Origin of the sequence: Nostocoides japonicum T1-X7 (assembly GCF_001046855.1) — a bacterium.
Classification (GTDB): Bacteria; Actinomycetota; Actinomycetes; order Actinomycetales; family Dermatophilaceae; genus Nostocoides; species Nostocoides japonicum.
The window spans coordinates 4,838,932-4,849,686 of record NZ_HF570958.1 but is presented as its reverse complement, the minus strand read 5'-3'; the positions used below and the strand labels follow the sequence as shown (position 1 = coordinate 4,849,686).

The following is a 10,755-nucleotide window of genomic DNA, read 5'->3' as shown; positions in this document are numbered from 1 at the left end:
CTCGCGACCCGCATCCGCGGGGTCGGCGACGCCGTCGACGCGGCGGCCGACCTGGTGAAGATCGCCGACGAGGAGAAGGAGAACTCCCTCGCCGAGCGCAACGCCGCCGAGCTGCGGCGGCTCATGGAGACCCTCGGCGCCGACCCCTCGGCGCGGACGCAGCCGCCGCACGTCCGCGCCCAGATCGCCGGCCTGGAGAAGGACCAGCGGACCCGGGCGACGCGGGTGGGCCGTGACGTCATCGACCGGGCCCTCACCGACCTCCTGTCGCTCTATCGCGACGCGCTGCTGCGCCAGGCCGGTGCTCCCGTGGCCCTGGTCAACGAGGACAACCCGCGGCTCGTCGACGAGCTCGCGACGGCCCTCTCACCCGAGCAGGTGCTGCGCTGCATCGATGCCATCGGCACGGCCCGCGAGCGCATCGACGCGAACGTCGCCCCCCTCCTCGCCCTCGAGGCGATGGCTCTCGACCTGCGCCTCCCCCGCTGACCTCCCGCCAGCCCGACTCGAGCGGCTCCCCCTGGCGGTCTGGCACCCGATCGGGGCCTGGGCACCACCACCCACCCGACGCCGGCCCCCAACCCCGCCCGTGACCGGATCGTTGGCGGCTGCGCATGCTCCCGGCATACGGTCTCGGTTAGCGTCGTCGGGTGAGTCCCGCACGTCGCGCCGCCCTCGTCGCCTCGGTCCTCGCTGTCGTCCTCGGCGCGAGCGCCTGCGATGCCCTGCCGGGGCGGCGGTCGAGCTCGCCGACCACCTCCCATGTCGCCGAGCAGCCCCCGCCCGCCGGCGAGGAGAGCCTCGCCAGGTACTACGAGCAGAAGCTGATGTGGAAGGCCTGCGGCAACAACGACTGCACGAAGCTCACCGTCCCCGTCGACTACGCGGACCCCGGTGGCGCGACGATCCAGCTCGCGGTCCTGAAGGTTCCGGCCAAGAAGCAGTCCGGCAAGCTCGGAGCGCTCGTCGTCAACCCGGGCGGCCCCGGCGGCTCGGGGGTCGACTACGCGCAGGCCGCCGACTTCATCGTCGGCAAGCCGGTCCGGGAGCGGTACGACGTCGTCGGGTTCGACCCCCGAGGCGTCGGCCGGTCGGCGCCGATCACCTGCCTGTCCGACAGCGCCCTCGACGCGTTCCTCTCCTTCGATCCGACGCCTGAGACGCCGGCCCAGGTGCAGGCCTTCGCCGCCAACGCCCGGAAGCTCCCGGACGCGTGCAAGGCCAAGGGCGACCCGCTCCTTCCCCACGTCTCGACCGAGGACGCGGCCCGTGACATGGACATCCTCCGTGCCGCGCTGGGGGAGAAGCAGCTGACGTATCTCGGCAAGTCCTACGGCACGTTCCTCGGTGCGACGTATGCGGGACTGTTCCCGAAGCAGGTCGGGCGGTTCGTCCTCGACGGTGTCGTGCCCCCCGACCTCACGAGCGAGCAGGTGAACCTCGGCCAGGCCGAAGGGTTCGAGCGCGCGACGAGGGCGTGGGCGGCCGACTGCGCGGGTCGCAGCGACTGTCCCCTTGGTCGGTCGACGGAACAGGTGATGCAGGGGTTGCGCGACCTGTTCGCGACCCTGTCGGACAACCCTCTCACCAAGACCGGCGACCCGTCCGTCCCCGAGCTCAACGAGGGCTGGGCGTCGCTCGGGGTGGGGGAGGCCCTCTACGACCAGAGCCTGTGGCCCGACCTCAACGACGCGCTCCGGGCGATCGTCGACGACAAGGACGGGTCCCAGCTCATGGCCCTCGCCGACCGGTATGCCGACCGCGAGCACGGCGGCGGCTACGCGAGCAACCTCATGCAGGTCATCTACGCCGTGAACTGTCTCGACCGTCCGGAGCCCTCGAGCCTCGCGGCCCATGCGGCGGCCGCGAGGGCCGCCGAGAAGGTCGCGCCGACATGGGGTGCCTTCATCATGTGGAGCTCCCTGCCGTGCGCCTACTGGCCGGACCAGCCGACAGCGCCACCGAAGAAGGTCACGGCGGCGGGCAGCAACCTCATCGTCGTCGTCGGCACGACGCGCGACCCGGCGACCCCCTACGAGTGGTCCGTCCGCCTCAATGACGAGCTCGCCCACTCGACCCTCATCACGTTCGACGGCGACGGGCACACGGCATACACGCGGTCCAACTCCTGCGTCGACGACGCCATCGACGACTATTACGTCGACGGCACCGCCCCCAAGGCAGACTTGCGCTGCTGAGATCCGGTATGCCATGAGCCCGGGTCTCCCTCCACCTCACCTGCTCACGGCACGGGGCCGGTCCGGCGCCGTGGGGTCGGTGGGCTGTGGCGTCGGCCCGGTGCTGCGCGTCGTCGCCCAGGTGCTGACGCCTCGTCCGGCTCGACATCGTCGCGCCTGCCGGTAGCCTCCGTCCGCCTCCCGAGCAGTCGCCTGACTCACAGGTGGCCAGCTCGGGATCGGGCTGGGCGCCGTACGCTGGCGACCGTGAACGCCGGCACGGGGGAGCCCATCTCCGATGACGAGCGCGCGGCTGCCGTCGCCGCCCTGCGCGCCGCGGCCGAGGACGGCCGGCTCGACCCGAGGGTGCTCGACGCTCGGGTCGACCTCGTCCGGGCCGCGACCTCCCGCAGCGACATCGAGGCAGCTCTCCACGGGCTCGGGCCCGCCTGGCAGCCGGCCGGCCGAACCGATGGGGGTGCCATGTCGGGCTACCCGCAGGGACACCTTCCGGTGCCGCAACCGACCATCCCCGCCGCCCCCGGGTACCACCCCGACGACCCGCTGCGCCTCACCGGAGGAGTGTCGGCGCTGCGCCGTCGCGGCGCCTGGCAGGTTCCGCCCTATCTGCGGATCCACGCCCTCGCGAGCACCGTGCTCGTGGACTGTCTCGACGCCACCCCCACGAGCGAGGTCGTCGCCGTGACCGTCGTGCCGGGCGCCGGTCGCGTGCGCATCGTCCTCCCGCCCGGCTGGGCGCTCGACGCCGACCGTCTCGGCCGGGGCATCGGGTCGGTCAAGGTGACCCTCCCGCGCCGTCCCGAGCCGGGGTCGCCGCTGCTCTACGTGGAGGGCAGCGTCGGCGCCGGCTCCTTCAAGGCGACCGGCCCCTCGTCGCGCGAGCGTCGCCGCCGGGGCTGGCCGTCGCCTCGTTGACGAGTCCCACCCGATTCGGCCACTCGCGATCGACGCGTGCGGCCACGCATCGGCCCGATCGCCGCACTGCGCACCGGCCACGGGCCGATTCGGTGAACGTGCGCCCGATCCGTATACTCGTGGCTCGCGTCCAGCGGGCGTGCGCCGCCTTAGCTCAGTCGGCAGAGCGATTCACTCGTAATGAATAGGTCGTCGGTTCGATTCCGACAGGCGGCTCCATGGCAGGCCCCTGACCAGCACAGACGCAGGTCGGGGGGCCGTTGATTTTCCGGCCGAGTTCGCCGAGTGACACGTTTGTCACACGTTTGCCGCCCAGAAGAGCACAGGGGTGCGACGCGTGCTTCAGCTCGTCATGCAGATCGGCGCTTCGATCGCACCGGACGTGGCGAGGTCCTGTTCAGCTTTCTCAGCCGGCCGTATCGACTGGCGCCGACGCATCGATGGGACCGGCATCGATCGTCGGACGCGCTTGGTCAAGGTCAGTGGACAGGGGCCGGAGTAGCTGATCCAGCGTATGGCGGTTGTCGGGTGCGACCCGGCGTCTGCCCACGTGACGCTGGTAGGTGACCGATGGGTCACGGGCGTCCAGGCACGAAGACGATCACTGAGACGACGACCAGCCCACTAGACACCTACCGGGAGCGCTGATGAGCCGCCACCGCCGCGGCCGCGCCGAGCAAGGGCCGGACCATCCAGCCGGTCGCCCGGGATGGGCGGCGATCCCGGCCCACACCGGCCGCCTCCCGTTACGTGGGATCGCCGCGGGTGGTGGCCATGCCCGAACGTCCCTGTGCGCGGGAACAGCATCGGGGACGTTCGGGCATGCTGGGGTCATGGCGGAGGTGGGCGAGCCGATTGGCCTCGCGTGGGCCAGGCGCCGGGCGTGAGGAGAGCATTCCGCCGACATCGCCAGGGCCGAAAGGGTCGCAGCGGTGACCGTGTCCCGGAAGACGGCGCCGTACGGGCCGTTCCTGCAGCCTCGGCAGGCCTGCCGGTACTTCCTCCTGGACCCCCGCATCGCCGATTGGGTCGAGCGCCGTCGGGCGGGGGGAGCCCATGATGCTCATCGCCCGCAGCGCAGGTGTCAGCGTCCGAGAGGTCCGCCGGGTCACCGACGGCCAGGGTCCGTTTCCCCGTTCCCGACATACCCGCAGCCTCGCCGTCGGGAAGGACACCGTCCAGGAGTGGGTGGCGCGCCGCCGCGCCGGAGAGTCCGCGGCGTCAATCGCACGCACCGAGAAGCTGTCGGCGCGCCTGGTTCGCGAACGGCTCGCCCCACACGAACCCCGTGAAGGCCCCGGCACGGGTCTGATGGGGATCAACGACGCGGCACCTCTCCTGCGCCTGCCGTCCTCGACGATCGCCCAATGGAGCGCCAAACGGTTCCTGCCCGAACCCGCCACCGGACCCGAGACGGACACGACCGATGGGACCGCCACGCACTGCTGGCCTGGGCCGACCGCGTCGGCCTCCAGACCTGCCCGACATGCGGTGCCCGCCCCAAGGACCTGGCACGGCACTCGCGCATGGCGCACGGCACCACTCCCCGGCCAGTGGAACCAGGAGAGATGGTTCACGTCGGGTGACCACTCCCACCGGCTTGGCTCGAGTCAGCCGCGTTGATCGCGGTAGCAATGGCTGCATTGCGCAGGCAGCGCCCGCTGGTCGCGAGCGGGCCCCACAGGGGTGAGAGGTCCGGGGTCCGATCGTTTCTCCTTTGCGCGGGTGGCTGGTCTGGGCGCCTGAGCCGCTGCCGCGACTGGAGCGGACGCGGTGGTCGATCTGCTGGGGTGCCGGTCACGCCGTGGTGGCATCCCATCTGACCCGAACGGGTCAGATGGTTCCTGGGGCCGCCCAAACCTCGCGGCCGTCGATCCATGTGGCTAGGACGCTGCAGTCCTGGAACCAGTCGGGGTTACGCACGATGTCGCGACTGAGGACGGTGAAGTCGGCCAGGAGGCCGGGGGCCAGGCGGCCCTTGATGGTGCCCTCGCCTGTTGCGTGTGCTGAGCCGGCGCTATAGACGCACAAGGCGATGAGGGCGTCGACACGCTCGGCGCGTCCCACGACGGCTCCGGATGTGGTGACGCGTGTCGTCATGGAGTGCAGCCCGGCCATGACGTCCAGTGGACCGCAGGGATAGTCAGAGGATCCGGCGACGGTGATCCCGGCTGCGAGCAGGCTGCGGTGGCGGGCAACCCGGCCCGCGCGTTCGGCTCCGTAGCGGCTGACGAGACTGTCGCCGTGGTGGTAGATGAACCCGCTGAAGGGAATCGGAATGCAGCCTGTGGCGGCGATGCGCGCTATGAGATGATCATCGAGGAGGCTGCAGTGCTCGATGCGATGGGCAAGGCGTTCGTCAGGCCGTGCCGCCTGCGCATGCTCGACGGCGTCGAGGACGTCGCTGATCGCCCGGTCTCCGTTGGCGTGGACGCAGGCGCGGATGCCGCGCCCGTGGAGTTCTGCGACGATCTGGAAGAGGTCGCCGCGGGTCATCACCTGGATCCCGTTCCCGGTGTCAGTGGCGCTGGCGTACGGCCCTGAGCACAGGCAGGTTCCGCCGCTGATCGCACCGTCGTACATCAGCTTGACGCCGACCAGGCGCAGCCACTCGTCGTTGGCGCTGCCGAAGTCTCCATGGTCTAGGAGATCGCGGTGGGTGTGCCAGAGCGCGACGCTGGCGCGGGTGGTGGGGTCGCCTTCCTTGAACAGCTGCCGATAGGCCTCCCAGGTGTGCGGAGTGACGAGGGCATCGGTGTAGGAGGTGATGCCATGGGCGTTGAAGATGCGGTGCTGGGTACGAAGGGCACCGACGAGGGCGGGTCGTGGCAGGGCTGGCAGCAGGTCGGGACGGTCGCTGCCGGACCAGGCGACGTTCATGTGTGGCAGCTCGAACATCCAGCCGGTGAGATGATCGCCGTCGCGGGCGAAGTACCCGCCGGACTCGTCGCCGATTGTCGGGTCGGTCGTGATCGCGTCCAGCGCGGGGGTGTTGGCGATCGCAGCGTGCCAAGTGGAGCCGATGACATAGATGGGGTGCTCGGTAGAGACCGAGTCGAGCAGACCACGGTCCAACTGGGGATCGGGAGCATGGATCACGTCGTAACCGGCGCCGACGATCCAGTCGCCCGGAGGCGTGCCGGAGGCCTTCTCGCGAAGCACGTGCAGGGCGTGATCCGTCGAGGTGACCGTTGCCGGCTCCAGGTTGACACGCAGTTCCGGTTCTGCGGCGAACAGCGGGTGGACGTGGGCGTCGTTGAAGCCGGGGACGAGCAGCTCGCCGGGCATCCGCGTCACGTTGGCGGTGGGGTAGGTGCTCGTCAGCTCCTCGAGAGCGCCGATCCCGGCGACTCGGCCGGCCGACACGGCCAGGGCCTCGACGCGCCCGTGTGGGGTCAGCGTCTCGATGTGAGGTCCGTGGACGATCTTGACGTCGATGTCGGTGGGGCGTGAGCTCATAGTGGGGTTCCTTCAAGATGGGGGCCGATGAGCGGTCCGGCGGTCTAGAGCTGTCGACCGCGCGTCTCGGGAACTCGGCCCGCCACGATGGTGACGAGCACGAGGGCAGCCATGATTGCCAGGTAGTAGCCGGGCGCGGCCTCGACACCGGTGGTGTTGACCAGCCATTCTCCAACGAAGGGTGCGGTGCCGCCGAAGAGCGCATAGGAGGCGTTATAGGCGATGGCTGCGGACGTGAACCGGGTGCGGGTTCGGAAGATCTCGACGAAGAAGGTGTAGCAGCCACCGCCGTACACGGTCATGACAACGACTAGGAGGAGCTGGCCGGTCATGGCCCACCCTACCGACCCGCTGGTGACGAGCATGAAGCTGGGGATGGCGGCGACGGCGAAGAGTGCTGACCCGGCGATGAGCATGGGGCGGCGGCCGACGCGGTCTCCGATCCTGCCGGTTAGCGGGAGCAGGACCGTGAAGACACCCAAGGCGATGGCATTGACCAGCAGCGACTGGCCACGACTAAGGTCGCCGGCCGTCTGCACATAGGAGACGAAGTACGCGGAGACGAAGTAGAAGGCCATCGCGGCGAGACCCATCACGACGATGACCTGCCCAATCTGGGTCTTGTTACGCCTCAGGGTCGCACGTATCGGCGTCATCTCATGCTCGTCGTGCTTGGCGAGAACCTCGCGGAAAGCCGGGCTCTCTTCGGTATGGGTTCGGATCCAGACCCCCGCCAGCGCAAGGGGAAGTGCGAGGAGAAAGGGGATTCGCCACCCCCAGGACGAGAACTGCTCCGCGCTCAGGGTCTGGGACAGGATGAGCAGGAAGCTCCCGGCGACCACCGACGGGAGCGCTGTTGCCGCAAGCGTGAGGTTCAACCACATGCCTCGTCGGTCTGTGGGGGCGTGCTCGAAGACGAACGCGGGTGCGCCCACCGACTCGCCGCCGGCCGAGAAGCCCTGAATGATACGACAGAGCACCAAAGCAGCGGGAGCCAGGACGCCGACTTGAGCGTAGGTCGGCAGCAGACCGATGAAGAAGGTGGCGAGGCCGATGGCCATCAACGTGATGAACAGGACTCTGCGTCGGCCGATCCGGTCGCCGAGATTGCCGAAGAAAAGGCCGCCCACCGGCCGCGCCAGGAAAGCCACGCCGAACGTCGCGAAGACTTTCAGCAGACCGGCCGCGCCGTCCTCGCCCGGGAAGAACAACTCCGCCAGAGTTAACGCGGTCAGTCCGTACAGCGCGAAGTCGTAGAACTCAATGAACTGGCCCACGCTGCCCGCGGCCAACACCTTGACGGGCATCCCGCGGTTCAGAGACGGCTGTGATCTTTCGGCAACTGCATCGGCGCTCATCGATTCCTCCGTTGTCTTGCCGCCTTGGAGCGGCCATGATCGACAAAAATCGAGTGTCAAGGGCGGATGCGGGCGCGGTCCAACGGAGGAATGCGATGGTCCCTATCGACGGTGTCGATAGGGCACCGTCATTCAGGTCCCGGCTGCGGCTCGAGCTGCCTGCCCCAGTCGTCGATCAACCGATGGCATACCGACTCGAACGACATGGCCTTCGGACTGGGAGCGCGACCAGGCTGTATCCGTGGCCGCAGGCGACGAAGGCTCGGACTGCCTCATACCCCGGGAGCCTATGGACGATGTTCGGGCGGAGGCCCTGGGCGGCGAAGAGGCCCAAGTAGTAGTCGCGCGTATGAGGCAGGTCCAGCAGGACGAACGGTTCATCGACGAGATCGGCCAACGTCACGGAGGCACTACGGGTCGCCATCTCATTGTCGACCGCCACCAGGATGTGGGGCTGGAGGACCTCCAGATCGGCCACCTGGAATCCGCTGTCCAGCCCGATTCCGTACATCAGGGCCACGTCGCATCGCCGGGCGGACAAGGCTACTCGCAACTCCTCCTGATGCGCTTCTATGAACCGGACATTGAGCCGGGGCCACCGTGCCTTGAGCATACCGAGGAGCCGTGGAGCGCGGAATGAGGCGAGCGGGGAGAACATACCCACGACCAACTCGCCGGCGAGCTCATCCCCGTCCCCCCTCGCCAGGGCGGGTAGACCGTCGATCTCGTCAAGAATTGGCAGGGTCTCCGCAAGCAGGCGGCGGCCGGAGGCCGACAGTTCCAGCGTGCGGCGTGGAGTTCTCTCGAAAAGGGCAGTCTCAAGGGCATGTTCCAGCTCGTGGATCGTCGAGCTCAGGGTCGACTGCGCGACGGTCAGGTCGTGGGCGGCAGTGGTCATGCTGCCCGCACGGGCCACGGCGCAGAAGTACCGCAACTGGATCAGGGTGAAGGGCCTGGACACGCGAACTCCCTGGGGTCGTCCCGACTGCCGAGGCCGACATCGACGCTCAATGACACACCCCGGTGGCACGAGTCGGGCGGCCCGCAGTCCCTGCGGGTAGCCGCCTACGTCGCCGGTCACTGCGACGCGTCTCTGCACCATCGCTGTCAATGTCCAGTATGTGTCCTCAACTGTGGGGGCCCGGACGAGAGTAGCCCCCGTGAGAAGTTGGAGATGGGAAGTGAGGCTGAGTCGGGATGATGGGCGCGCGACTCGTCATGAGCGTCCCTTGGGATTGGAGTCGTCAGGTTGGAGCCACTCGTCAGCGGGAACAAACGCTGAGAATTTCGCCAAGCGCTTTTGGGCTGCGGCGATCTCGCGGACTGCTTCGGTGATAGTACTCTGGTCGATGCTTGAGACGTGGTCGCGGTGCAAGATATCGGAGGGTCTTTCGCCGCGACGGTGTTGCGCGAGCTGATAGCGAAGCCGCAGACGTTGCAGGTTCTCGAAGGCGTCTATAAGAGTGTCGGCCAACTCGTAGGGAAGGATCTCCGATCCTGCCGCAGCACGAAGGCGCTCTACTGTCGGGAGTTCAGCGGAGCCTGCACTGAGGCCCGCCCAGCGAGCGAGGTTGACTACGGGCAAGATTGCGTTGGTTTTGATGTCAAAGGTAGTCTTGCGGCGCGCAAAGGTGTCCTTTAAGCCATTCCGTTTGGCGCGACGAGCTAAGGATTCCCGCAGCAGCAACCGCATAGTAGCTGGTTGGTGCCGCAGGTCGGCGAATACCTTGGCGGCCTCTGGTAGGGCGGGGTCTCCATAGATTGGCCTGCCGTCGACCAGCAGCGAAGTCAGAATCGCGTTCTTGCTATCCTCAGGTCGCGCCAGCCAGATGGTCGCGGCGGCGCTCCATTCGGCGTTCGATCGGGAGAACGTTGCGCGCTCGGCGGTGGCGCCATTGCCGTCGACCTGCACGCCCGCTTTGTTAAGGACCCAGTTCACATCCGCAAAGGCTTTTCGATATGACTTGAAGGCTTCATGCGGGGTCCGGTTGTCAAAGGCGACGGCCGAGTCTACATCGGAGCTTAGGACGGCTTCCCGTCGCCCGTTGCTTCCCAAAGAAAGCCAAGTGAATCCGTCGATCGACAGATCAGGATACTGAGGTTTTCTCACCAGGCGCGGGGCCATTGGGCTGAGGAGCCTGTGATGCCAGTGTGACTGGCGTGTCACAAGGTACACGTGGGGTCCCGTGGCCCAGAGTCGGTTTCGACCAAGAAACAAGCCCGACCAAGGACCCCACGTGCTGTCGTATCGTGCCACCCTCGATGTCCCGACCCAGACTGTTGCCCGCGTGTCGCGCTGGATCCAGGCCCACCGGCATCGGGTCGACGCCCGGCCCTGGCAGCGGGCCGCGACCTGCTGGACCCAAGCCGTGCTGGTGCTGCGCTGGCTGATCGATGGCACCGACATCCACCTGCTGGCCCGCGACGCAGGAGTCAGCCAGGCCACCGGCTACCGGTACCTGCACGAAGCGATCGACGTCATCGCCGCCCAGGCCCCGGACCTGACCGAGGTCTTGGCCCAGGGCCGGCAGGCCGGGTGGGCGTTCGTCGCCCTGGACGGCACCCTCATCGAGTCCACCCGCGTCAACGCGAAATCCGCTGCGGGACACGACCTGTGGTACTCCGGCAAACACCACCACCACGGCGGGAACATCCAGGTCGTGACCGACCCGACCGGCTTCCCGATCTGGACCTCCCCGGTCGAACCCGGCTCCACCCACGACATCACCTGCGCCCGAGCTCACGCCTTCCCCGCGCTGTACCCGGCCGCCGCGGCCGGCCTGCCGACGCTGACCGACAAGGGCTACACCGGCGCCGGGATCGGC

8 protein-coding genes and 1 tRNA gene are annotated in these 10,755 nt (G+C 68.3%); 5 read left to right on the top strand and 4 right to left on the bottom strand.

The features are described 5' to 3' along the window. The 4 genes from BN12_RS22035 to BN12_RS22020 all read left to right on the top strand — a co-directional run. A partial coding sequence (locus tag BN12_RS22035; RefSeq protein WP_048555667.1) for a DNA polymerase III subunit delta' C-terminal domain-containing protein occupies nucleotides 1-489 on the top strand: 489 nt, incomplete at its 5' end. A 161-nt stretch (nucleotides 490-650) separates the two neighbouring features. Beyond that, nucleotides 651-2,198 carry an alpha/beta hydrolase gene (locus BN12_RS22030; RefSeq protein WP_048555666.1) on the top strand — a complete coding sequence of 516 codons (1,548 nt, stop codon included), beginning with the start codon at nucleotides 651-653 and terminating at the stop codon, nucleotides 2,196-2,198. A gap of 246 nt (nucleotides 2,199-2,444) precedes the next feature. Beyond that, complete coding sequence (locus BN12_RS22025; RefSeq protein ID WP_048555665.1) at nucleotides 2,445-3,113, top strand: DUF1707 domain-containing protein; 669 nt, start codon at nucleotides 2,445-2,447, stop codon at nucleotides 3,111-3,113. Nucleotides 3,114-3,256: 143 nt separating this feature from the next. Continuing rightward, nucleotides 3,257-3,332: transfer RNA gene (locus BN12_RS22020), tRNA-Thr, on the top strand. Between the two features lie 1,614 nt (nucleotides 3,333-4,946). On the opposite strand, the gene BN12_RS22015 is transcribed toward BN12_RS22020, so the two are convergent. The 4 genes from BN12_RS22015 to BN12_RS24065 form a co-directional block, all read right to left on the bottom strand. Continuing rightward, the gene (locus BN12_RS22015; protein ID WP_162233124.1) at nucleotides 4,947-6,479 is read right to left on the bottom strand and encodes an amidohydrolase; all 1,533 of its coding nucleotides are present in this window, start codon (nucleotides 6,477-6,479) and stop codon (nucleotides 4,947-4,949) included. Nucleotides 6,480-6,616: 137 nt separating this feature from the next. Next, nucleotides 6,617-7,930 carry an MFS transporter gene (locus tag BN12_RS22010; protein ID WP_048555663.1) on the bottom strand — a complete coding sequence of 438 codons (1,314 nt, stop codon included), beginning with the start codon at nucleotides 7,928-7,930 and terminating at the stop codon, nucleotides 6,617-6,619. 175 nt (nucleotides 7,931-8,105) lie between these two features. Next, nucleotides 8,106-8,891 (bottom strand): LysR family transcriptional regulator, encoded by a 786-nt coding sequence (locus tag BN12_RS22005; RefSeq protein WP_053080165.1) that lies wholly within the window; start codon nucleotides 8,889-8,891, stop codon nucleotides 8,106-8,108. Between the two features lie 255 nt (nucleotides 8,892-9,146). Beyond that, nucleotides 9,147-10,055 (bottom strand): putative nucleotidyltransferase substrate binding domain-containing protein, encoded by a 909-nt coding sequence (locus BN12_RS24065; protein WP_157635622.1) that lies wholly within the window; start codon nucleotides 10,053-10,055, stop codon nucleotides 9,147-9,149. A 112-nt stretch (nucleotides 10,056-10,167) separates the two neighbouring features. Between BN12_RS24065 and BN12_RS22000 the strand changes: the two genes are divergently transcribed. Continuing rightward, on the top strand, nucleotides 10,168-10,755 hold a 588-nt coding region (locus BN12_RS22000; protein ID WP_048554682.1), incomplete at its 3' end, for a transposase family protein.